The organism is Sulfitobacter sp. PM12 (assembly GCF_045586035.1).
Taxonomy (GTDB): Bacteria; Pseudomonadota; Alphaproteobacteria; order Rhodobacterales; family Rhodobacteraceae; genus Sulfitobacter; species Sulfitobacter pontiacus.
This window is the reverse complement of sequence record NZ_CP151529.1, coordinates 1,603,310-1,622,319: the sequence shown is the minus strand read 5'-3', so window position 1 is coordinate 1,622,319 and position 19,010 is coordinate 1,603,310. Positions and strand designations below refer to the sequence as shown.

The 19,010-nt window shown below is 60.7% G+C and carries 23 protein-coding genes; 10 read left to right on the top strand and 13 right to left on the bottom strand.

Annotation, left to right across the window (positions count from 1 at the left end; translation table 11 throughout):
• Positions 1–69: 69 nt before the first annotated feature.
• The 4 genes from AADW22_RS07820 to fabD all read right to left on the bottom strand — a co-directional run bounded on the left by AADW22_RS07820 (position 70) and on the right by fabD (position 2,912).
• Positions 70–603 carry a GNAT family N-acetyltransferase gene (locus AADW22_RS07820; protein ID WP_317937995.1) on the bottom strand — a complete coding sequence of 178 codons (534 nt, stop codon included), beginning with the start codon at positions 601–603 and terminating at the stop codon, positions 70–72.
• Between the two features lie 179 nt (positions 604–782).
• Positions 783–1,016 (bottom strand): acyl carrier protein, encoded by a 234-nt coding sequence (locus tag AADW22_RS07815; protein ID WP_005852881.1) that lies wholly within the window; start codon positions 1,014–1,016, stop codon positions 783–785.
• A gap of 201 nt (positions 1,017–1,217) precedes the next feature.
• Positions 1,218–1,955 carry a 3-oxoacyl-[acyl-carrier-protein] reductase gene (gene fabG, locus AADW22_RS07810; RefSeq protein WP_005852879.1) on the bottom strand — a complete coding sequence of 246 codons (738 nt, stop codon included), beginning with the start codon at positions 1,953–1,955 and terminating at the stop codon, positions 1,218–1,220.
• Positions 1,956–1,979: 24 nt separating this feature from the next.
• Positions 1,980–2,912 (bottom strand): ACP S-malonyltransferase, encoded by a 933-nt coding sequence (fabD, locus tag AADW22_RS07805; protein WP_407473424.1) that lies wholly within the window; start codon positions 2,910–2,912, stop codon positions 1,980–1,982.
• A 147-nt stretch (positions 2,913–3,059) separates the two neighbouring features.
• Between fabD and AADW22_RS07800 the strand changes: the two genes are divergently transcribed.
• Positions 3,060–4,271, top strand: a complete 1,212-nt coding sequence (locus AADW22_RS07800; protein ID WP_407473423.1) for a cytochrome b/b6 domain-containing protein — start codon at positions 3,060–3,062, stop codon at positions 4,269–4,271.
• Positions 4,272–4,345: 74 nt separating this feature from the next.
• Here the strand turns inward: AADW22_RS07800 and AADW22_RS07795 are convergent, their stop codons facing one another.
• Complete coding sequence (locus tag AADW22_RS07795) at positions 4,346–4,915, bottom strand: YceI family protein (protein WP_180829322.1); 570 nt, start codon at positions 4,913–4,915, stop codon at positions 4,346–4,348.
• Positions 4,916–5,068: 153 nt separating this feature from the next.
• Positions 5,069–5,563: a hypothetical protein gene (locus AADW22_RS07790; RefSeq protein WP_407473422.1), complete on the bottom strand. Its 495-nt coding sequence runs from the start codon at positions 5,561–5,563 to the stop codon at positions 5,069–5,071.
• Positions 5,564–5,854: 291 nt separating this feature from the next.
• Between AADW22_RS07790 and rpsF the strand changes: the two genes are divergently transcribed.
• The 4 genes from rpsF to AADW22_RS07770 all read left to right on the top strand — a co-directional run bounded on the left by rpsF (position 5,855) and on the right by AADW22_RS07770 (position 7,774).
• Positions 5,855–6,217: a 30S ribosomal protein S6 gene (gene rpsF, locus AADW22_RS07785; protein ID WP_005852867.1), complete on the top strand. Its 363-nt coding sequence runs from the start codon at positions 5,855–5,857 to the stop codon at positions 6,215–6,217.
• 29 nt (positions 6,218–6,246) lie between these two features.
• Entirely contained in the window at positions 6,247–6,474 is a 228-nt protein-coding gene (rpsR, locus tag AADW22_RS07780; RefSeq protein ID WP_005852865.1) for a 30S ribosomal protein S18, read from the top strand.
• 11 nt (positions 6,475–6,485) lie between these two features.
• Positions 6,486–7,106 carry a 50S ribosomal protein L9 gene (gene rplI / locus AADW22_RS07775; RefSeq protein ID WP_037943995.1) on the top strand — a complete coding sequence of 207 codons (621 nt, stop codon included), beginning with the start codon at positions 6,486–6,488 and terminating at the stop codon, positions 7,104–7,106.
• Between the two features lie 218 nt (positions 7,107–7,324).
• Positions 7,325–7,774 (top strand): transglycosylase SLT domain-containing protein, encoded by a 450-nt coding sequence (locus AADW22_RS07770; protein ID WP_005852857.1) that lies wholly within the window; start codon positions 7,325–7,327, stop codon positions 7,772–7,774.
• 48 nt (positions 7,775–7,822) lie between these two features.
• Here the strand turns inward: AADW22_RS07770 and AADW22_RS07765 are convergent, their stop codons facing one another.
• From AADW22_RS07765 to AADW22_RS07755, 3 genes are all read right to left on the bottom strand, one after another.
• Positions 7,823–8,533: an FkbM family methyltransferase gene (locus tag AADW22_RS07765; RefSeq protein WP_037943994.1), complete on the bottom strand. Its 711-nt coding sequence runs from the start codon at positions 8,531–8,533 to the stop codon at positions 7,823–7,825.
• A gap of 138 nt (positions 8,534–8,671) precedes the next feature.
• Positions 8,672–10,003, bottom strand: a complete 1,332-nt coding sequence (gene tig / locus AADW22_RS07760; RefSeq protein WP_037943993.1) for a trigger factor — start codon at positions 10,001–10,003, stop codon at positions 8,672–8,674.
• A gap of 212 nt (positions 10,004–10,215) precedes the next feature.
• Entirely contained in the window at positions 10,216–10,503 is a 288-nt protein-coding gene (locus tag AADW22_RS07755; protein ID WP_009826729.1) for a DUF2312 domain-containing protein, read from the bottom strand.
• 107 nt (positions 10,504–10,610) lie between these two features.
• On the opposite strand from AADW22_RS07755, the gene AADW22_RS07750 reads away from it, so the two are divergent.
• The 4 genes from AADW22_RS07750 to AADW22_RS07735 all read left to right on the top strand — a co-directional run bounded on the left by AADW22_RS07750 (position 10,611) and on the right by AADW22_RS07735 (position 12,329).
• Entirely contained in the window at positions 10,611–10,850 is a 240-nt protein-coding gene (locus AADW22_RS07750) for a hypothetical protein (RefSeq protein ID WP_009826728.1), read from the top strand.
• 183 nt (positions 10,851–11,033) lie between these two features.
• The gene (locus AADW22_RS07745) at positions 11,034–11,465 is read left to right on the top strand and encodes a YeeE/YedE family protein (protein WP_289082316.1); all 432 of its coding nucleotides are present in this window, start codon (positions 11,034–11,036) and stop codon (positions 11,463–11,465) included.
• A gap of 1 nt (position 11,466) precedes the next feature.
• Positions 11,467–11,898 (top strand): DUF6691 family protein, encoded by a 432-nt coding sequence (locus AADW22_RS07740; RefSeq protein ID WP_407473421.1) that lies wholly within the window; start codon positions 11,467–11,469, stop codon positions 11,896–11,898.
• Positions 11,899–11,906: 8 nt separating this feature from the next.
• Positions 11,907–12,329 carry a TIGR01244 family sulfur transferase gene (locus AADW22_RS07735; RefSeq protein ID WP_005852802.1) on the top strand — a complete coding sequence of 141 codons (423 nt, stop codon included), beginning with the start codon at positions 11,907–11,909 and terminating at the stop codon, positions 12,327–12,329.
• 262 nt (positions 12,330–12,591) lie between these two features.
• On the opposite strand, the gene AADW22_RS07730 is transcribed toward AADW22_RS07735, so the two are convergent.
• From AADW22_RS07730 to AADW22_RS07715, 4 genes are all read right to left on the bottom strand, one after another.
• The gene (locus tag AADW22_RS07730) at positions 12,592–15,285 is read right to left on the bottom strand and encodes an ATP-binding protein (RefSeq protein ID WP_407473420.1); all 2,694 of its coding nucleotides are present in this window, start codon (positions 15,283–15,285) and stop codon (positions 12,592–12,594) included.
• Positions 15,285–15,557, bottom strand: coding sequence for a hypothetical protein (locus AADW22_RS07725; RefSeq protein WP_009826724.1), 273 nt, complete (start codon positions 15,555–15,557; stop codon positions 15,285–15,287). The genes AADW22_RS07730 and AADW22_RS07725 overlap by 1 nt, the downstream gene beginning before the upstream one ends.
• Positions 15,554–15,937 (bottom strand): response regulator, encoded by a 384-nt coding sequence (locus tag AADW22_RS07720; RefSeq protein ID WP_340287081.1) that lies wholly within the window; start codon positions 15,935–15,937, stop codon positions 15,554–15,556. The genes AADW22_RS07725 and AADW22_RS07720 overlap by 4 nt, the downstream gene beginning before the upstream one ends.
• A gap of 107 nt (positions 15,938–16,044) precedes the next feature.
• Positions 16,045–17,340, bottom strand: coding sequence for a helix-turn-helix transcriptional regulator (locus AADW22_RS07715; protein WP_037943986.1), 1,296 nt, complete (start codon positions 17,338–17,340; stop codon positions 16,045–16,047).
• Between the two features lie 231 nt (positions 17,341–17,571).
• On the opposite strand from AADW22_RS07715, the gene AADW22_RS07710 reads away from it, so the two are divergent.
• Positions 17,572–18,936, top strand: a complete 1,365-nt coding sequence (locus AADW22_RS07710) for a substrate-binding protein (protein ID WP_037943985.1) — start codon at positions 17,572–17,574, stop codon at positions 18,934–18,936.
• Positions 18,937–19,010: the final 74 nt, after the last annotated feature.

Below are 19,010 nucleotides of genomic sequence, written 5' to 3'. Positions count from 1 at the left end.
TTCTTTGCGTTGACCGGCTATACCTTGCCGAGACCGTAAATTTCAAGACGCGAAGCGCCCAAGCCACGGTCAGACCGGCGGGCCTTTGCGCGTCATCAGACGTATCTTGTCGCCGTCAAGGTCTATGTCGCGCAGCGCGGTATATCCCAAGGTCTCGGCCAGACGCAGCGAAGATGCATTCGCCACGGCGATCATACATACCGTGCGCCCCGTCACCACGCGGTCGAACCAGTCATGCGCCGCACGCGCGGCTTCCAGCCCCAGCCCCGTGCCCTGCGCTTCGGGGGCCAGCACCCAACCGGCCTCGGGAAAGGGATCGAAATCGTCGCCAAACCCGCGGGACCCAAAGAAAAACCCGACCTGACCCTCCATCTCGCGGGTGCCGCGCGACTGGATCGCCCATTGACCAAACCCGACAATCTGCCAATGGCCCGCATTGCGCAGAAACGCATCCCAGCTTTCGGCCTTGGGTTTGGGCTTGCCGGTAATATGGGTCACCACGGCGGGCGTCGCCCAGATGTCAGCATAACGGGGGAAGTCTTCGGCCCGCATGGCGCGCAGGGTGAGACGGGCGGTATTGATGGTCGGTACTGATCGCGACATGTGGTGAATTACCTTCACGCTTGAATTTCTGTCACCGTCAGTGTCACGCCGCAGCCCGCGCAACACAAGTGACGCGCGGTCCCCCCAAGCAAAAACGGCGCCCTTCCGCTAGGAAGAACGCCGTTCTCTAAATCTCGTGCCGCCGCGACGCCTATTGGGCTGCGGCTGGCGAAAACGTCTTAGGACGCTTCTTTGATGAACTTGACCGCGTCGCCGAAAGTCTGGATGTTCTCGGCTGCGTCATCGGGAATCTCGATGCCGAACTCTTCTTCGAACGCCATAACCAGCTCAACAGTGTCGAGGCTGTCTGCGCCAAGATCGTCGATGAACGATGCGTTCTCAACAACTTTGTCTTCTTCAACACCCAGGTGCTCTACAACGATCTTCTTTACGCGGTCTGCGACGTCGCTCATATTCAGTCCTCATTCATTCGGGCAATCCTGCCCTCTTCTGTTTCCGTCAGAACCTTATGTGGTCCGTATGGATCGTGCCCCGAGGGGCGGCTATGGCCCTTGTTGTCACAAGGTAAGGGGGGCAATCAAGCCTCCCTATGATGGAATCTGCGCCCCATTTAGCACAAGACGCAGATTTGGCAAACGCTTTGCAGCGCAGGGTCACAACATGGCCATGCCGCCGTTCACATGCAAGGTGGTTCCGGTAACATAGGCGGCTTCCGCACTCGCCAGATAGACAACAGCCGACGCGATTTCGGATGCTTCGCCCATACGGCCCGCAGGGATTTGCCCCATGATTCCCGCCTTTTGGTCGTCGGTCAGCTTGTCCGTCATTGCCGTGGTAATGAAACCGGGGGCGACCGCGTTCACGGTGATCCCGCGGCTGGCAACCTCATAGGCAAGCGATTTGGACATGCCCACCATACCGGCCTTGGACGCGGCATAGTTCGCCTGACCGGGGTTACCGGTGGCCCCGACCACGCTCGAGATATTCACGATCCGGCCCCAACGCGCCTTCATCATCCCGCGCATGACGCCTTTGCAGAGCTTGAATGTCGCGGTCAGATTGACGTTCAGGACCGAATTCCATTCATCGTCCGACATGCGCATGAACAGGTTGTCGCGGGTGATGCCGGCGTTATTGACCAGAATATCAACCGATCCCATCGCTTCGGCCGCCTGTTTGGGCAGCGCGTCAACGGCGTCCATATCGCTCAGGTTACAGGGCAGCACATGGGCGCGCTCGCCCAGTTCGGCGGCCAGCGCCTCAAGAGGTTCGGTGCGGGTGCCGGACAGGCCCACGGTCGCGCCACGGGCATGCAGGCTGCGCGCGATTTCCGCGCCGATACCACCCGAAGCCCCGGTGACCAGCGCATTTTTTCCAGTAAGATCAAACATATGTAATTCCTTTCGCAGCCTGACTCAGGCCGTTTTCACGGCAGCGGCATCGGCAGCGGTGCCGATGTTCACGCAGGTGATTTCCTTGTTGATGCGGCGGATCATGCCGGACAGCGCCTTGCCCGCGCCGATTTCCCAGACCTCGGTCACGCCCTGCGCGCCCATCCATTCAACCGACGACATCCAGCGCACCTGACCGGTGACCTGTTCGATCAGCAGCTTGCGGATCTGTTCGGGATCGGTGACCGCCTCGGCCACCACATTCGCCACCACGGGCACGGCAGGGGCGTTCATTGTCACATCCGCCAGCGCACCGGCCATCTCTTCTGCGGCGGGGGCCATCAGGGCACAGTGGAACGGGGCAGACACAGGCAAGAGCAGCGCGCGCTTGGCGCCAGCCGCTTTCGCCAGATCAATCGCGCGTTCCACGGCAGCCTTGCTGCCCGAAACGACATTCTGCGCCGGATCGTTCTGGTTGGCGACCTGACAGACCTCGCCCTGCGCGGCCTCTGCGGCGACGGCCTCGGCCTGATCAAAGCTCAGCCCCAGAAGGGCGGCCATAGCGCCCTGCCCCACGGGCACAGCCGCCTGCATCGCCCGCCCCCGGATGCGCAGCAACCGCGCCGTATCGGCAAGCGAGAATGTCCCCGCCGCGCATAGTGCCGCATATTCACCCAGCGAATGGCCCGCGACATAGGCCGCCTTATCGACGGTAACGCCTTCGGCCTTCAACGCCGCCATCGCCGCCATTGATGTCGCCATCAAGGCAGGCTGCGCGTTCTGTGTCAGCGTCAGCTCGTCCCCGTCGCCTTCCCAGATCAGCGTCGACAGCTTTTCGCCCAAGGCTTCGTCCACCTCGTCAAACACGGCCTTTGCCGCCGGATAGGCGTCGGCCAGATCGCGGCCCATACCGATGGTTTGCGCGCCTTGGCCCGGATATACGAATGCAATGGTCATAAAGCCCCCCGAATTTGCGTTTCCAGCGCTTTAGCGCGTGGGTGGCCGTCAAACAAGCCTGCACGGCGACTGTGCGCTGATCCGCATTGGTCCCCAAGCCCCGTTGCAGTATGGAGAAACCACCCCATTTCGCGACGGAGCACCCAGATGGCCTTAACCAATACCTCAATCCGCTACGGCGGGGTGACCAAGTTCCTTCACTGGCTCACCGCCCTGCTGATCCTCACGCTGATCGCCCTTGGCCTTTATGCCAGCGATCTGCCCCACGATACGCAAGCGGCGCTGACCCGCAAAGCGTGGCTGTTCTCGCTGCACAAAACACTGGGCGTGACGGTCTTCTTTGTCGCCCTTGCCCGCATCATCTGGGCCTTTACCCAACCCAAACCGGGGCTGCTGAACGCGGATCACCGTCTTGAAAGCTGGCTGGCGGAAACGGTGCATTGGGTGCTCTATGGGTCGCTGGTGATCGTCCCGCTGGCCGGCTGGATCAACCACGCCGCCGCCTCTGGCTTTGCGCCAATCTGGTGGCCGCTGGGGCAGTCGCTGCCGTTTATTCCCAAGAACACAACTTTAGAGCACGCCTTTGGCGCGCTGCACGTCATCTCGGGCAAACTGCTGATCGGCGCGTTGATCCTGCATATCGCTGGCGCGGCGAAGCACCACGTTGTGGACCGCGATTCGACCCTGCGGCGGATGTTGCCGGGCGAAGCCGTCGTCGGCCCGCTGCCTGCGCAGCACCACTCTGCCGCGCCGGTGATCACGGCCACTGTGGTCTGGGTCGCCGCGATCGCCGTCGGGCTGGGGCTGGGCCTTGGCTTGGGCCAGCAAAGCGATCAACCCGCTCCGACCGAGACCGCCGCGCTAGAGGATGTCACCTCTGACTGGCAGGTGCAGGATGGGACCATCGCGCTAGAGGTCACGCAGTTCGGGTCCGTCGTGGCTGGCAGCTTTGCCGATTGGACATCCGCGATCACCTTTGACGACACCGTACAATCCGGCAAAGCGGGCGATGTAACAACCACGGTCGCGATCCCGTCGCTGAGCCTGGGGTCGGTGACGGATCAGGCGATGGGGGCGGATTTCTTCAACAGCGAGGCCTTCCCCACCGCGATTTTTCAGGCTGATATCAATGCCACCGCCGACGGCTATGTCGCAGCGGGCAGCCTGACGATCAAAGATCAGACGATGCCGATCGACCTGCCTTTCACCCTGACGTTGGAGGGAGACACTGCCCGGATGACAGGCTCCACCACGCTGGACCGTCGCAACTTTGGCATCGGGGAAACGGTGACGGACGAAAGCACGCTGGCCTTTAGCGTCACGGTGAATATCGACCTCACCGCCACACGCGGGCAGTAATCCCGCCCCCCATAATCGCAAAAACGCCGGGGTCCTGCCCCGGCGTTCTCGTTTCTCTTTATACGATGAAAAGCTTACTCAGCCTTCATCGCTTCGATAGAGATGTTCACTTGCACTTCGTCGCTGACGAAAGGCGCGAACTGACCAAGGTTGAAATCGGTGCGTGTGACCGTGGTCGTCGCGTCGAAACCGGCCCAAGGCTTCTTGGCCATCGGATGCTCGCCCATCTGGTTCAGCTTGGCATCCAGCACAACGGATTTGGTCACGTCGTTCATGGTCAGATCGCCCGTGATCAATGCGGTCTTTTCGCCTGTGACCTCGATACCGGTGGATTCAAACGTCACCATGTCGCCATCTTCAGCGCCAAAGAAATCATCCGTCATGAAGTGCTCGGTGCGGGGCTCCCAGCCGGTGATCATGTCTTTGACCGGGAAAGATACGGAGACAGAGGAGTTCGCGGGCTCTGCCTCGTCCAGCATGATTTCACCGTCAAAACCGCTGAACATCGACGTGGTGGTCGAGAACCCAAGGTGGTTATAGGTAAAAACGATCTGGCTATGGCTTGCGTCCAGCACATATTTCTCGGCGGCGAAAGCAGAGGTGGCACCCAGTGTCAGGGCGGTGGCAAGAAGGACAGACTTCATGGTCATTGGAATACTCCTGTTGGCGTTTGTCTGCACCATACATGAAGCATTTCAGCGTTTCAGCAACCCAGCAGCGTTCAACAGTTAGTGCGCATTGGCGAACAGTCGCCCGTCAGACTTGCGATAAACACGCACATATCGATCAAGCTGCGATCAGATCGCCTGACCGGAGTCGCGCAGGCTAAAGGTCAGGTTATCGACCACGCGGCGCTCTGCGATATGGACATCAACGATGAAATTACCGCGCCCGTCCCAGAAGTGAAAGTTGCGACCAATACGTTCCACCCGCCCCAGATCGCCAAAACTGCAGCGTTGCAGCACCCGTTGCGCCCCCATCGTGCGCGGACGCACCAAACGCAGCTCGCGCCGCAGCGTGTCGATCTGGATCTCGGGCAGCGCGGGCTTTTGCCCCGACAGCAAAAGGCTTGCCCCCAACATCACAGACAACGCCGACAGCCCGACCTTGAACAGCATCACATCTGACCCAAAGTTCGACCCCGGCGTCAGCCACAACCCCGACGCCGCCAGCACCAAGGCCGCCCCCAGCAACCGCTGGACGCTGCGCACCACCGCCCGAGAGCCATCTACCATCCCGGCCTGTGCCGAAAACTGAAGACTATCCGCCGAGAAATTCGTAACTGCGCCCATTGTTCTGATAAACCTTGCTTAACCGTGTGATCTCCCCTTCAGTTCTCGTATGGGTTCATGACGAAAAAGAGGCGCGACCGTGATCGAAGTGGTACTTTTCAAAGGATCATCCGCCCCAAATCGATAGACGCCCGTGCCATAGCGCCAACGCACCCTTGCCCTGCCTGCAAAACCGTGTATATCGGCCCTTCGTTTTGCATCATCTTTTGAACCGCGCAGACTCTCGTGGTGGGGCCGCAAAACGCAAATGCCCTGCCTATGAAATGCGCCTTGATATAAATAGGAGTGCACATGCCGCTTTATGAGCATGTTATGATTGCGCGTCAGGACTTGTCCAACACGCAAGCAGAAGGCCTTATCGAACATTTTGGCACAGTTTTGGCTGACAACGACGGCAAGCTCGTCGACAGCGAATACTGGGGCGTCAAAACGATGGCCTACAAGATCAACAAAAACCGCAAGGGCCACTATGCCTTCCTGCGTTCGGACGCACCAGCGACCGCCGTACAGGAAATGGAACGCCTGATGCGTTTGCATGATGACGTGATGCGCGTTCTGACCATCAAAGTTGATGAGCACAAAGAGCTGCCATCGGTTCAGATGCAGAAACGTGACGAGCGCCCCGAGCGTGGCGAACGCCGCGAACGTCGTTGATCATCAGCTTGCAATAAAGGACATAAACCATGGCCGCTAAACCATTTTTCCGCCGTCGTAAGGTCTGCCCCTTCTCGGGCGACAACGCACCGGCAATCGATTACAAAGACACACGTCTTCTGCAGCGCTACATCTCTGAGCGCGGCAAAATCGTTCCTTCCCGCATCACCGCAGTCTCTGCGAAAAAGCAGCGTGAATTGGCCCGTGCCATCAAACGCGCCCGCTTCCTCGCCCTGCTGCCCTACGCCGTTAAGTAAGGAGAAAGCACATGCAAGTTATCCTTCTGGAACGTGTGGCCAAACTGGGCCAAATGGGCGAAGTCGTGGACGTAAAGCCCGGCTACGCACGCAACTTCCTGCTGCCCCAAGGCAAAGCGCTGTCGGCTTCCAAAGCCAACATCGAAGCCTTTGAAGGTCAGAAAGCCCAGCTTGAGGCACAAAACCTCGAGACCAAAAAAGAAGCCGAAGCACTGTCCGACAAGCTTAACGGTCAGCAGTTCATCGTCATCCGCTCCGCCTCCGATTCGGGTGCGCTTTACGGTTCGGTTACGACCCGTGACGCGGCAGACGTTGCTACAGCCGAAGGCTTCACCATCGACCGCAAACAGGTCGTTCTGGGCAGCCCGATCAAAGACCTGGGCCTGCATGACGTCACCGTCATCCTGCACCCCGAAGTCGAAGCCACCATTCAGCTGAACGTTGCACGTTCCCCTGAAGAGGCCGAGCTTCAGGCCGCAGGCAAGTCGATCCAGGAACTGGCCGCAGAAGAAGAAGCTGCAGCCGAATTCGAGATCTCTGAACTGTTCGACGATATCGGCTCCGCCGCATCCGACGACGACGATCTGGCAGAAGCTGTCGAGAAAACAGACGAAGACGAAGCGCAAGCTTAAGCCTTCCGATCTGATTCCAAATGAAACGCCGCCGCTGACCTCTCAGCGGCGGCGTTTTTCATTGCGCGATCGGCAATATGCCGCCCTGTGCTAAGCGACCCTCTGCCCATCCGGCGCTGCCCTTGTTGCGCGGTGCCCCCGGCGTTGTAAGCATTTGGCTCCCGTCAACGATGCGAGTCACCCGCATGATCGCCCTCACACGTCGTTCCCTTTGCCAGATGTTGCTTTGCACACCTGCCCTCTCTGCCTGCGCCAGTACCGCACCAGAGCCCGCCCCCGCGCCCCGCAAGCTGCCGCTCTATCCCAACGAGACGCCCGAGCTGCGCGGGCTGATCAACAAATGGGCCGACCACTACGAAGTCCCCCGCCCGTTGGTCCACCGTCTTGCCATCCGTGAAAGCACCCACCGTCCAGAGGCCCGCAATGGGCCCTACTTCGGCCTGCTGCAAATCCTGCCCGCCACCGCACGCGGCATGGGGTTTCGCGGCGATGCCGGCGATCTTCTTGATCCTGATGTAAACTTGAAATACGGCGTCAAATACCTGCGCGGCGCTTGGCTGCTGTCTGATGGCGATCACGCCACCGCAATCAAATGGTACGCCCGCGGCTATTACTACGAGGCCAAACGGCGCGGTATGCTGGTTGAAACCGGCCTGCGCAAAGGCTGAGCCCCCTAAGGCGCGCCGCGCTGGCCCATGGGCGCAGGCGTGCCTCTCTCAAATCCAGTCGAGGTTCACCTGTCGCGCAGGGTATTTCGCAGCAAAGGTTTCGCGCAGCGCGCGGAACCTCGGTCTGAGATCCGCGAACTTGCGCTCATGGGTTTCCACGACCAAGCACCTGATCCCCTTGATCAAATCGGCAGCATCCATTGCCTCGAGCAGATCAAGCTCCGCGCCTTCGATGTCCATCTTCACAAAAGCGATCTCGCCGCGTTTATCGATTTCAGCCCTGATGATTTCCAGAAAATTGAGCAATGCGACATCGACATAATTGTCTGCGTCAATCGTACGCCCGCCGTCGACGATTGTGCTTTTGACCGACGCCCCCTTCATATTGTCGTCAAAATTCGCGGCCCGCATCAGCCGCACAGTGCCCGAGCTGGCCCCAACCGCCGCGTTGACAAGACGCACGTTCGCGCGGTCTTTCACAGCCGTCGTGAGCTGTTCAAACGCATAAGGATCGGGTTCATAGCTGATCACCTCGGCGCCTGTGTCGGCCAACAAACGGGTCACGACACCCACATTGGCCCCGCAGTCCATCGCCAGATCGCCAGGCTTCAGCATCGCCGTCACCCCCTTGAGAAAACCCATCGCCTCGGCCTGACGCAGGTTCCGCTTTGCACGCCGGCGGGCTTTGCGCTCCTCCTCGGTCAGGGGGGTCTTTGCTCTCGCGGCGCGGCGCGCCCTGTTGCTGGCTTGATCTGACATGTGTCTACCACCCTCCCCTTGACCGGAACTGCCGCATTTTGCTGCACTAAAACGGATCACCCCCCAGCCGTCCAACGAAAAAAAGCCGCCCCAAACGGGACGGCTTTGATCTTCGTGATACCGAAAAAGGGGAAAGACTTATTCGTCTTCCAGCTCTTCTACGGCTTTCTGCAGGTCTTCTTTCGACACTTCTTTCTCGTTCAATGTCGCCTGTTCAAACACGTGATCAACGACTTTGTCTTCGAACAAAGGTGCGCGCATCTGCTGTTGCATCTGCTGGTTTTGCTGAACGAATTCAAAGAACTGACGTTCCTGACCGGGGTACTGACGTGCCTGGTTCATGATCGCTTGCGTCATTTCCGCGTCGGTGACCTGAACTTCGGCTTTCTGACCCAGCTCGGCCAGCAGCAGGCCAAGACGCACGCGGCGCTCGGCGAGCTTCTTGTGCTCGTCTGTGGTTTCGATTTCCGGGTGATCATGGCCCTGAACATCAGGGTTGTCTTCGTGCCACAGCTGGTGCGCGATCTGGCCTGCTTCGGCTTCGACCAGCGACGGCGGCAGGTCAAAGCTGACCAGCTTGTCCAGCTCGTCCAGCAGACCGCGTTTCATGACAGCGCGCGACGCACCGGCATATTCCGCTTCCAGACGCTCTGCGATCTGGGATTTCAGCGCAGCCAGATCTTCTGCACCGAATTTCTTGGCCAGCTCGTCGTCCACTTTCGCGGCAACAGGCTTTTTCACTTCTTTAACCTTGCACTCGAACACGGCTTCTTTGCCGGCGAGGTGAGGCGCTTGGTAATCTTCCGGGAAGGAAACCGTTACGTCTTTCTCGTCGCCTGCCACAACACCGACCAGCTGCTCTTCAAAACCGGGGATGAAGGAGTTGGAGCCCAGCACCAGCGGGTAATCTTCTGCCGCGCCGCCTTCAAAGGCTTCGCCGTCTACTTTGCCGAGGAAATCGAATGTGATCTGGTCGCCGTCTTCTGCCTTGGCACCTTCTTCACGGGCTTCAAAGTCCTGTGCGGTCTCTGCCAGGTTGGCCAGCGCCTCTTCAACGGCGGCGTCATCAGCTTTGACAACCATTTTTTCCAGCGTGATGGACGACAGGTCTACTTCTGGGATCTCGGGCAGTGCTTCGTAGGTCATGGTGACCTCGACGTCGTCGCCTTCTTTCCAGTCTTCATTCGCCATTTTGACGTCGGGCTGCATCGCAGGGCGATCGCCGGACTTTTCAAAATGCTCTTGCATGGCGCCATCAATGCTTTCCTGCATTGCTTCGCCCATAACCTTTTGGCCGAACTGCTTTTTCAGCAGCGCCATTGGGACTTTACCTTTGCGGAAACCCTTCATCTCGACTTCGGGCTGCGCTTCGGCCAGCTTTTCGTTGACCTTGGCCTCCAGCTCAGCTGCTGTCACAGTGATGGCATAGCCGCGTTTCAGACCTTCGTTCAGCGTCTCGTTGACCTGCATGTTTGCTCCATAGGGTAAGGCCGCGCATTGCGGGGCGCGGGCGGAAAAATTTCCGCTCTTCTATTGGGGCCTGCGCTTGGGCGCAAGCGGATTTGGCGGCGGGGCCCCGTGGGACGGGGCGAATTGCCCCCTGCCCCCGCGTACCGATGGCATTAAACGTCTCGCGCGGCGACCAGTGGGCGCATAATCAGCCCCGAGGCACCGCATCCGGCTCAGGACATGCCAAGCGCTTCTTTATACATCTCAAGCACGGCTTCTTCTTCGGCGATATCATCGGCTTCACGCTTGCGCAGAGCGATGATCTTGCGCAGCACCTTGGTGTCGTAACCGCGGGATTTCGCTTCGGCCATGACCTCTTTTTGCTGTTCGGCGAGGTCTTTCTTCTCGGCATCCAGCCGTTCGATCCGCTCTACGAACTGGCGCAGCTCATTCGCGGTCACGCGATATGTGGCATCACCGATGGCGTCTTGGGATTCGGGATTGGTGGCACTGTCGCTCATCTGGGGCGTCCTATGTCTTGAATGGGTCAGCGCATTGACTACCCGCGTGCCTGCGCTGCCGCAAGCCACTCTTGCCCATTGGGCGGAATTCGGATAGCTCGCGCCCTATGGAAAATGCATCTCTTTCAATCTTTGACGTCTTGATCTGGGCGGGCGCGGCGATCTCCTTTGTAGGGTTGGTAGGGCTTGTCTGGTGTATCCTGCGCGTGGCCCGTGCCAAACGCGCCGCCCTGCCCGAAGAAGAGATGCGGATCGTCCTGCAAAAAGTGCTGCCGATGAACCTTGGCGCATTGCTGCTGTCGGTGATCGGGCTGATGATGGTCGTTGTCGGTATCATTCTCGGCTAAGGCAGGTGACGGCCTCTTTCTGCCCCTGTCTCTATAGATAACGCCCCTGTCTCTATAGATAACAAACGCCCGGAGATCGACACAGCGTCAACCTCGCGCTTGCGGCTTGCCACACATTCAGCATTCATTATATGTTTTCCCGACACCCGCCGCTTACGGCGGTACGAAAGGGCGATATAGCATATGATTGAAGCAGATTGGATTTGGGGCCTGATTGGCGGGCTGATGATTGGCAGCGGCGCTGCGGTCTACCTGTTGGGGAATGGCCGCATCATGGGAGCCAGCGGCATTATCGGCGGGCTGGTGGACGGATCGGCGCGCGGCGCTTGGGCCGAACGCGGCAGCTTTCTGGCGGCGCTGATCATCCTCCCTGCGGTGATCGCATTCTTTGCCCCCGTCCCTGCCACCACCAACCTGACAGAGAACCTGTGGCTGGTCGGCGCGGCTGGCCTTCTGGTCGGGCTGGGCACGCGCATCGGCAATGGCTGTACCTCGGGTCACGGGGTCTGCGGCATTTCGCGGCTGAGCCCACGCGGTATCGTTGCCACGCTTGTTTATATCGCAGCAGGCGCGTTGATGGTTGTCGCCCTGCGCGCCCTGGTCGGAGGGGTCTGAGATGCGCAATATGCTTGCCGCCCTCGCCGGGGCCTTGTTTGGCACCGGGCTATATCTGTCGGGCATGACCGACACCCAAAAGGTCCAGGGGTTTCTGGATTTCTTCGGGGATTGGGATCCGACGCTCGCCTTTGTTATGGGCGGGGCCATTTTGCCGATGGCGGTCGCTTGGGCGCTGACCCGTCGGCGGCGGCCCGTGGTGGGCGGTGACTTCCCCGATCGCCCCGACCCGCGGCTGGACCGCAAGCTGATCGTGGGCGCCGTGCTCTTCGGCGCGGGCTGGGGGCTGGTCGGGCTTTGCCCGGGGCCTGCGCTGGCGTCGCTTGGGTATGGCGGCTTTGGCGGCCTGATTTTTCTGATCACCATGCTGGCGGGTATGATGATCGCCCCCAAAGCGCGGCGGATACTAGACACAACGCGGGCGGCTGGATAAGTCAAACTATGGATATTCGTCAAATCACCCCCCGCTTCTTTGCTGCCCCTCAGATCGACCCCTCCGATATGGAGGCGATCAAAGAGGCTGGCGTTACCTTGATCCTGTGCAACCGTCCCGACGCGGAAGTGCCCCCCAGCCACCAGCACGCCGCCATCCAGGCCGCGGCAGAGGCGGCTGGACTGCGCTTTGCGGTGCAAGAGCTGACGCACCAAACGATGACCCCTGATGTCATTGCCCGTAACCGCGAGATCGGCGTGGCGCAGGACGAGGTTGTTCTGGCCTATTGCGCCTCGGGCACACGGTCGACCATCGCTTGGGCCTTGGGTCAGGCAGGCGAACAACCGGCAGACGCGCTGATTGAGGCCGCACGGGCCGGTGGCTACGACCTAAGCCACATGCGCGGCGTGCTCAGCGCCCCCTACGCGTAACCGCAACGCGCCACCGGTCAACGCGCAACCAGTCAACGCGCCACCGGTCGATCCGCCAAGGATCAGGCCAACCGCGCCGTTGCGGAAGCCATACCAACGGATAGCGCCAAGACGGCGCTGTCTCCCCGCATCTGATGTCACCGGCATCATTTGACGAAACTCACATCCCTTACCCCATCGCACGCCTCCTTCACTGCCATTTCACCCCTATGAAATGACGCAGAGAGGTTACGATTCCCTTTAAAGAATCGAAAAAATCGCGCTAGGCCCCATTCTGCGCCAACGGCAGTTCAACCCGGAAACCGGTGCCCGATACCTCGGTGAGATACGAGATATCCCCCTGCAAACGTTTGATAATCTCGCGGCATATCGCCAGTCCCAGACCGGCCCCCTCGCCGCCCTGCCCGGGCAAACGACTAAACTTTTCGAAAATCAATTCCTGAGACGCAGCATCGATCCCCGCGCCATTGTCGATCAGGTCCACAATGATGCGCTGCCCCCGCTGGTGGGCGCGGATCGACAGCTTTGGGTCGTCGGCAACGCAATACTTCTGCGCATTTGTGATAAGGTTGATGAAAACCTGCACGAGCCGGTCCAGATCCGTCTCCAACATCACCTCCTCGCCCGCCAGATCGCGGTCAATGGTGATCGCGCGGGTATTGGCGGCGCGCGCTGTGGTCACGGCCTGATCCAACACATCGCGCAGCGACCCGCGCTGACGGTTCAGCGACACCTCGCCGTTTTCCAGCACAGACAGGTCCAGCAGATCGTCCAGCAACCGCGTCAGCCGGATGGTTTCGGAGTGGATGATCGAGGCATAGCGCGTCTTTTCCTCGGGCCCCAGCCCTTGGGCGTCGCGCAGAATCTCGGAGAACGACCGGATAGAGGTCATGGGCGTGCGCAGTTCATGGCTGATCTGGCTCAGAAAACTGTCTTTCTGATGCGACAGTTGCGTCAGCTTGTCATTGGCGCGGCGCAGCTTCGCGGCGGTATCGGTCAGCTCGCGCGACTTGATTTCAAGCTGGCTTGAATACTCCAGCATCTGCGCCGATTCGTCCGCCACCGCCAGCAGATCCTGCACCGAGACAGAGGCACCGCCGACCAGCTGCGACACCATCGCATGGGCCGTCGCCGCCCCGACCGAGGCCGCCAATTCACGCTCCAGCGCCTGAACAAAACGCGGCGTTGGCTCTGGCAAACCATCCGATTTTTCCTGCAACTGGGCTTGCGCGCGGAAAAATCCCTGCGCCTCGGCGGGGCCCAAAATCCGCTGCGCCATGATCATCAGATCCTCGCTGGCCGCGACGGACGCGCTCCACCCGCGGGCGGCGGTGGAATGGTCGAAGATATTGACAAATTGCGCGCCTTGCAGCCGCTCGACAGGGGCGGGAAAGCTGAACAGGGACACGGCGACAAAGACCAGCGCGTTCAGCGAAAGGCTCCAGATCACTGCGTGAACAGTGGGGTCCAAACCGTTGATTCCAAACAAGTCTTCGGGGCGCAACCAGGTCATACCGAACAGCCCGTCCTGAAAGGTCGCAACCGATAGCGCCGCGCCGGCGCCAAAGCTGGGCAAGAGCATCGTATAGACCCAGATCGCAAAGCCCACGCTTAGCCCGCAGACGGCACCCGTGCGCGTGGCCCCGCGCCAGAAGATACCGCCCAGCAACACCGGCAGGAACTGCGCGACCCCCCCGAAAGAGATCGTCCCGATCGCCGCCAACGCACCGCCGCCGCCCGACAGCCGGTAATAAAAATACCCCAGCGAGATGATCAGCAGGATCGACAGCCGCCGCGACAGGATCACCACATGACGCACATCGCCGGATTGCTGCACCGTGTTCTGCCCGTAGGTCAGCCAGATCGGCATGACGATATGGTTGCTCACCATCGTCGACAGCGCCAGCGTCGCCACGATCACCATCGACGTGGCCGAGGAAAAGCCCCCCAGAAAGGCAAACATCGCAAGGCTGTTCTGCCCTTGGCTGAGCGGCAGGCTCAGCACGAAGAGATCGGGGTTCGACCCTTCGGGCAGCAGGTCCAGCCCGACCACGGCAATCGGCACCACAAACAGGCTCATCAGCATGAGATACAGCGGGAAGGCCCAGCTGGCGGTTTGCAGGTGACGTTCGTCGTCATTCTCCACCACCAGCACCTGAAACATCCGCGGCAGGCAGATGAAGGCGGCTGCGGCCAGCAGCGTCAGCGCGGCCCAACGGCCGCCCTCGACCTGCCATTGACCAAGGGCCGACCGGTCGATCTGCGCCAGCGCCTGATCGACGCCGCCTGCCAGCCCCCAAACCACGAAAACGCCGACGGCCAGTAGGGCCAGCAGCTTGACCACCGCCTCGACAGCGATGGCGATGACCACGCCGTGGTGGCGTTCGTTCACGTTAAGATTGCGGGTGCCGAAGAGCACGGTGAATAGCGCCAGCCCCACCGCGACCCAAAAGGCCGCCTGTGCGGAATTCAGCGGATCGCTGCCCGGTGTCACCCCCGGCTCGGCGCTGGCAAAGATCGACAGGGACAGGGTAACCGATTGAAGTTGCAGCGCGATATAGGGCGTCACCCCGATCACCGCCATGATGGTGACCAAGATCGCCAGCAGGTTCGATTTGCCATAGCGCGAGGAAATCAGATCCGCGACAGAGGTCACCCGATGCGACCGCCCGATGCGCACCAACCGCCGCAGCACCCACCACCAGCCGATCATCACCAGCGACGGGCCAAGGTAGATCGTCACAAACTCCAACCCCGACCGTGCGGCATAGCCAACGGCACCGTAAAAGGTCCAGGCGGTGCAATAGATCGACAGCGACAGCGTATAGACCAGCGGAGAGCGTAACAGCCAGTCGCCCCGCCCCCGTGCCGCCGCACGCTCTGCCGCGAAGGCCACGGCAAAGAGCCCGACCACATACAGCAGACAGACCGCGACCAACTGGTTCAGCGACACCATCAGTCTTGAGCTTCCTGAGCAATCTGCCGCGCCGTGCGCCGCCAAAGCAGAAAGCACAAGACGATGCCCGCCAGCCAGACGCCAAAGACATAGCGCAGCGCGTGCGACATGGGCACGGCCGCGCCGACGGGGGCATCCTGCACAGGCCAGAGCAGCGGCACCATCCAGAAGGCCAGCACCAGCAAGGGCAGCAGACGGACGGCATCCATCATGCGGCGAAACCGGTAGCTGCGCCGTTCCAGAAACAGCGGCGAGCCGGGGGGCTTGCTCATGCTTTTGCGGTGCCTGCGGCGGTCAGGTCGCGCACGGCTGCAAGCATATCGGCGTTGGAAAACGGTTTGGTCATAAACCGGCTGACCCCGGCCTCTAGTGCGATTTCGCGGTCGCGGGTCTGGCCGCGGGCGGTCAACATCAGGATCGGCAGATCAGCCAACGCCGCATCCGCACGCAGTTCTTTCAGGATTTCGAAACCACTTTTGCCCGGCAGCATCACATCCAGCATCACCAGATCGGGGTTGGCGTTGCGGATCACCTCCACGGCTGTCGCGCCATTGGCCAGCGTTTCGACGCGCCAGCCCTCACGGCCGAGTAAAAATCGTATCGCCTCGGCGATGTTCGTCTCGTCTTCCACGAGCACCACATGCTTGCCCATTGGCAAAATCCCTCCCTGTGGCCCTGGTCGCTTGTGCCGCGATCTCGGTAGGCCGAGCGGCAAGATGCACGGAAAACCCTGCCCTGTCAAAAGCCTGTTGCCCCGCGCTAGACCCCGTCATTCAGGATCGACGGTTCGCGCCGCGCCGGACAGGCCGCGCGCGGGCAGACGCGACAGGTGGCCCCCACATCAAGCGCGGGCGCGCTGTCCGGCCCCGCGGGCAGGATCAACATCACCGAATGAAGTAGGGGTACCGCGTTGTAATCGCGCACGTTTTGCGTCTCGCAGGTGGCAAAACAGTCAAAGGCGGAATGGCCCCGCCCCAGTTGCGCGACCCGTTGTTTCTGCACCATACCCGGGCTGCCCAGAACGGCGAACAGCGGCCAAAGCGGGCAACAGGCCCCAAAGCGCGGCACGACGAAACCGTCGATGGATTTGCGAAAGATCAACGTGCCCGACCGGTCGCAGATCACCAGCCCTGCCCCCAGCTCCGGCACCGTTGCCATGCGCCGCAAGACGCGGGCCACGGGCTGGCGCAGCTCTGCACCAAGCGCCACGGGGTCGGGTCCAAGCCGGTCAAGCGCCTGTGTCAGCCGCGTGATCGGCAGGGCTTCGGCGTCGATGGCGATCTGCTGCAACACATCGCGCGCGATGTGACGCGCGGCCACACTTTGCAGTTCGGGGGCGGTCTGGATCAACTTGTCGATGGCATCCGCATCCCCTTCGGTGACCTCGAGCGTGGCAAAACGATAGCGATGCGCGGCCAGAAACGCCTCTACCTCCTCTTGCGGGGAATCGGCGGCGGGGGTGATTTCGGGGTCGGCCTCAAGATAGCCCACAAGCGCCTGCGCGCTATCGGCAAGGCGACGGCTGTCCTGATCGATGTTGATGTGAAACCGGTCGCGCCATTCGGGTTCAAGCGTTTTGGTATCGGCCAAAATCGACGCGGTGGACCGGATCGCGGCAGCGGTCGTCAGCAGTTCGTGCATAGAGGCGGCCAGATGCGGGTCATGGGCCAGCCGGTCGGTCAGAGTTTCGACCGTACGCTCCAACGTGGCGATCCGGCGCTGCGCGTTGGCCAGCACATCGGCCCAGCCCGGGAACCGCCCGGCAAATTCATCGGCGCGGGTCGCCTCTGGCCCGCTGAGCCGCGCATCATCCGCCGCCTCGCGCAGGGTGGCGATCAGCGCCGCCTCCGCCCCTTCGGTCAACGCCGTCGGCTCCACCCCAAGGGCGGCCGCGATATTCAGCAGCAGCTTCCCGCCGATTCTGCGGCGGTTGTGTTCAATGAGGTTCAGATAGCTGGCCGAGATGCCGATCCGCTTGGCAAGGTCCGCCTGTTTCTGCCCCGCCATCACCCGACGTTCACGGATACGGCTGCCGGTCAGCGCATCACGGGTCACGCGGCACCCCCGCGCGAATTATATCGCGTTATCAACGGCTTTCTGCGCTGCAATATCATTAAATTTACAACTCCCTCACAACCCGTGCGAATATATTTACAGAATAGTTGTTTTTATCAAGGGGCTTGTTGATCGGTTTTCAGTTTTCCTCTCATATCATATTTGCACCTCTGTGCATCATGGACCCGGAAAAATAATCGGGCCGTGATTTCAACATTTGGGAGGAAATACATGTCATTTTCTAACTTGACGCGTCGTGGCGTGATCAAAACCGGCGCTGCTGCCGGGGCCGGTCTGGCGCTGCCGACGTATCTAAGCGCGGCCGCGCATTCCGGCTTTACCAACGCGCCAACGGGCGACACGGTGACGCTTGGCTTTAACGTACCCCAATCAGGCCCCTACGCGGACGAAGGCGCAGACGAGCTGCGCGCGTTCGAACTGGCGGTCGAGCACCTGAACGGTCAGGGCGACGGCGGTATGCTGAACACCTTCAGCTCTAAGGCGCTGGAAGGTAACGGGATCATGGGCAAGAAAGTCCAGTTCGTGACCGGCGACACGCAGACCAAATCGGACGCGGCCCGCGCATCGGCGCAGTCGATGATCCAGAAAGACGGCGCGATCATGATCTCGGGCGGCTCAAGCTCGGGCGTGGCGGTTGCTGTGCAGGGCCTGTGCCAAGAGGCCGGCGTGATCTTTATGGCGGGTCTGACCCATTCGAACGACACCACGGGTAAAGACAAGAAAGCCAATGGCTTCCGTCACTTCTTCAACGCCTATATGTCCGCTGCCGCTTTGGCACCGGTGCTGAAAAACCTCTATGGCGATGATCGCAAGGTCTACAGCCTGACAGCCGACTACACATGGGGCTGGACGCAGCAGGAATCCATTCAGGCCGCGACCGAAGCCATGGGCTGGGAAACCATCAACGACGTGCGCACGCCGCTCGCCGCGACCGATTTCTCGTCCTATATCGCGCCTGTCCTGAACTCCGGTGCGGATGTTCTGGTGCTGAACCACTACGGCGGAAACATGGTCAACTCGCTGACCAACGCCGTGCAGTTCGGCCTGCGCGAAAAACAGGTGAACGGCAAGAACTTCGAGATCGTCGTGCCGCTCTATTCAGAGCTGATGGCCCGTGGTGCGGGTGAGAATATCACCGGTATCGTCGGCTCGCAGAACTGGGACTGGAAGCTCGAGAACCAGATGGGCGACCGCTACAAAGGCACCAACGCTTTCGTTCAGTCCTTTGGCGAAAAATACGGCTTCCCCCCCAGCCAGGCGGCTCAGACCTGCTATGCGCAGACGCTGCTGTACGCGGATGCCGTGGCCCGTGCCGGATCGTTCAACCCCTGCGCCGTCGGCGAAGCCCTTGCCGGGTTCGAATTCGACGGTCTGGGCAACGGCCCGACGCTGTACCGTGCCGATGACCACCAGTGCTTCAAGGACGTTGTGGTCGTGCGCGGCAAAGAGAACCCCGAGAATGAATTCGATCTCGTGGAAATCGTCGAAGTCACCCCAGCCGATCAGGTCACCTATGCACCTGACCACCCGATGTTTGCGGGCGGCGAGTTGGGCGACTGCAACCCCGGCGCGTAAATCAAGTCTAAGGCAGGGGGCGACCCCTGCCTTACCTTGCCGGCGGGCTTTTCCGCCTTTCACTTCTTAAAAAT

What these genes read in the sequence shown, in the direction of transcription:
- AADW22_RS07820 (WP_317937995.1), bottom strand. Translation starts at nt 603, where the DNA reads ATGTCGCGATCAGTACCGACCATCAATACCGCCCGTCTCACCCTGCGC.
- AADW22_RS07815 (WP_005852881.1), bottom strand. Translation starts at nt 1,016, where the DNA reads ATGAGCGACGTCGCAGACCGCGTAAAGAAGATCGTTGTAGAGCACCTG.
- fabG (WP_005852879.1), bottom strand. Translation starts at nt 1,955, where the DNA reads ATGTTTGATCTTACTGGAAAAAATGCGCTGGTCACCGGGGCTTCGGGT.
- fabD (WP_407473424.1), bottom strand. Translation starts at nt 2,912, where the DNA reads ATGACCATTGCATTCGTATATCCGGGCCAAGGCGCGCAAACCATCGGT.
- AADW22_RS07800 (WP_407473423.1), top strand. Translation starts at nt 3,060, where the DNA reads ATGGCCTTAACCAATACCTCAATCCGCTACGGCGGGGTGACCAAGTTC.
- AADW22_RS07795 (WP_180829322.1), bottom strand. Translation starts at nt 4,915, where the DNA reads ATGAAGTCTGTCCTTCTTGCCACCGCCCTGACACTGGGTGCCACCTCT.
- AADW22_RS07790 (WP_407473422.1), bottom strand. Translation starts at nt 5,563, where the DNA reads ATGGGCGCAGTTACGAATTTCTCGGCGGATAGTCTTCAGTTTTCGGCA.
- rpsF (WP_005852867.1), top strand. Translation starts at nt 5,855, where the DNA reads ATGCCGCTTTATGAGCATGTTATGATTGCGCGTCAGGACTTGTCCAAC.
- rpsR (WP_005852865.1), top strand. Translation starts at nt 6,247, where the DNA reads ATGGCCGCTAAACCATTTTTCCGCCGTCGTAAGGTCTGCCCCTTCTCG.
- rplI (WP_037943995.1), top strand. Translation starts at nt 6,486, where the DNA reads ATGCAAGTTATCCTTCTGGAACGTGTGGCCAAACTGGGCCAAATGGGC.
- AADW22_RS07770 (WP_005852857.1), top strand. Translation starts at nt 7,325, where the DNA reads ATGTTGCTTTGCACACCTGCCCTCTCTGCCTGCGCCAGTACCGCACCA.
- AADW22_RS07765 (WP_037943994.1), bottom strand. Translation starts at nt 8,533, where the DNA reads ATGTCAGATCAAGCCAGCAACAGGGCGCGCCGCGCCGCGAGAGCAAAG.
- tig (WP_037943993.1), bottom strand. Translation starts at nt 10,003, where the DNA reads ATGCAGGTCAACGAGACGCTGAACGAAGGTCTGAAACGCGGCTATGCC.
- AADW22_RS07755 (WP_009826729.1), bottom strand. Translation starts at nt 10,503, where the DNA reads ATGAGCGACAGTGCCACCAATCCCGAATCCCAAGACGCCATCGGTGAT.
- AADW22_RS07750 (WP_009826728.1), top strand. Translation starts at nt 10,611, where the DNA reads ATGGAAAATGCATCTCTTTCAATCTTTGACGTCTTGATCTGGGCGGGC.
- AADW22_RS07745 (WP_289082316.1), top strand. Translation starts at nt 11,034, where the DNA reads ATGATTGAAGCAGATTGGATTTGGGGCCTGATTGGCGGGCTGATGATT.
- AADW22_RS07740 (WP_407473421.1), top strand. Translation starts at nt 11,467, where the DNA reads ATGCGCAATATGCTTGCCGCCCTCGCCGGGGCCTTGTTTGGCACCGGG.
- AADW22_RS07735 (WP_005852802.1), top strand. Translation starts at nt 11,907, where the DNA reads ATGGATATTCGTCAAATCACCCCCCGCTTCTTTGCTGCCCCTCAGATC.
- AADW22_RS07730 (WP_407473420.1), bottom strand. Translation starts at nt 15,285, where the DNA reads ATGGTGTCGCTGAACCAGTTGGTCGCGGTCTGTCTGCTGTATGTGGTC.
- AADW22_RS07725 (WP_009826724.1), bottom strand. Translation starts at nt 15,557, where the DNA reads ATGAGCAAGCCCCCCGGCTCGCCGCTGTTTCTGGAACGGCGCAGCTAC.
- AADW22_RS07720 (WP_340287081.1), bottom strand. Translation starts at nt 15,937, where the DNA reads ATGGGCAAGCATGTGGTGCTCGTGGAAGACGAGACGAACATCGCCGAG.
- AADW22_RS07710 (WP_037943985.1), top strand. Translation starts at nt 17,572, where the DNA reads ATGTCATTTTCTAACTTGACGCGTCGTGGCGTGATCAAAACCGGCGCT.